Source organism: Enterococcus sp. 3H8_DIV0648 (assembly GCF_002140655.1).
Taxonomy (GTDB): Bacteria; Bacillota; Bacilli; order Lactobacillales; family Enterococcaceae; genus Enterococcus_A; species Enterococcus_A hulanensis.
In genome coordinates, this window is the sequence record NZ_NGLG01000002.1 from 569,438 (window position 1) to 570,756 (window position 1,319).

The 1,319-nt window shown below is 37.8% G+C and carries 2 protein-coding genes and 1 pseudogene; all 3 read right to left on the reverse strand.

The window, feature by feature from the left end:
• Positions 1–36 precede the first annotated feature (36 nt).
• Positions 37–446: pseudogene (gene ribH / locus A5875_RS18930) on the reverse strand (6,7-dimethyl-8-ribityllumazine synthase).
• Between the two features lie 18 nt (positions 447–464).
• Positions 465–797, reverse strand: a complete 333-nt coding sequence (locus A5875_RS24340; protein ID WP_340672796.1) for a hypothetical protein — start codon at positions 795–797, stop codon at positions 465–467.
• A gap of 58 nt (positions 798–855) precedes the next feature.
• Positions 856–1,206, reverse strand: a complete 351-nt coding sequence (locus A5875_RS24345; protein WP_340672795.1) for a 3,4-dihydroxy-2-butanone-4-phosphate synthase — start codon at positions 1,204–1,206, stop codon at positions 856–858.
• Between the last annotated feature and the right edge of the window lie 113 nt (positions 1,207–1,319).

The following is a 1,319-nucleotide window of genomic DNA, read 5'->3' on the forward strand; positions in this document are numbered from 1 at the left end:
GTTTAGGTTATTCAATGAGATTATCTCTAATAATCCTTACGCTGCTTTGCTCCCCTTGTTCCCAGCTTTGGTGCCTGACCGTTCAATGGCTTGTTCGATTGTTTCGTCGTGATTACCCTAAACATAATGGGTATGTCTGATTTCAATCCAATTTGTGCAACGCCCTTAGCCACCTCATTTGAGACTAGCTCGTAGTGAGTTGTTGCCCCACGATTCACCGCACCTAGTGTAATAATACCGTCATATTTCTTATTTTAAACGGCAAAGGAGATTTCAAACGCCCCAGGCACCCAGTAAGCATCAATATTCTCAACTTTGAGACCATGCCGAATTAAATTGCCTTCTGCACCTGATAATAATTTAGATGTGATAAACTCATTAAAACGTAATACAACGATTGCGACTCTTCCTTCTTCCACTTGAAAAATCCCTTCAAAAACTGTCATAATATTATTTCTCCTTTTTTATATTTTAGATAAGCAATGTTGAAATTTATCTCGCTTGGTTTTTAGATAAACGATATTTTCCTTCAGTGGTTGTGTTTCTAACGCAATCTGTTCAACTACCTCGTTCCCATGTTTTCGCAACTCAGTTACTTTATCTGGATTATTGGTTAACAGTCTGATTTGTGTTATTCCCAATGACCGAGGCATTTCTGCTGCAAAACTATAATCCCGTTCGTCAGGGGCAAAACCTAATTCTACATTTGCGTCATAAGTATCGCGAGCATGCTCTTGCAATTGATATGCCCACAATTTTTTTAATCCGATGCCTCGGCCTTCTAAGCGTAAATGCAAAATGCCTCCCTTCTTCGATCAGCTTCATTGTCACTTCCAATTGTTCACCACAGTCACATCACTTAAAACCAGAAACATCATCGGTAAAGCAATCAGAATGAAGTCGAACTAGCAATGGTTTTAAAAAAATTCTAACGTCTCCTTTTGACAAAAGCAGCTTCTCTCTTTTCAAAGAATGCTCATACAGCTCTAAATCAAAATCGCCATATTTTGTTGGCAATGCAACAGAGATCAATTGCTCCTTGATAACATAATCTGCAAGATCATCAATTGTAAGCAAGGACAGGTACCACTCATCAGCCAATTTACGTAAATCAACTAAACACGCTATTGTCCCATCTTCATTCAAAATCTTACATATATAAGTAGCCTCTACACTTCCTGTTAACCGCGCTAAATCAATTGCCATTTCTGTATGTCCTCGTCGTTCTAAAATGCCACCGTCCTTAGCAATCAAAGGAAAGTTAAATTTCTATTATCATATCGAACTATCATTGAAATATTCATCAGAGTATATAATTT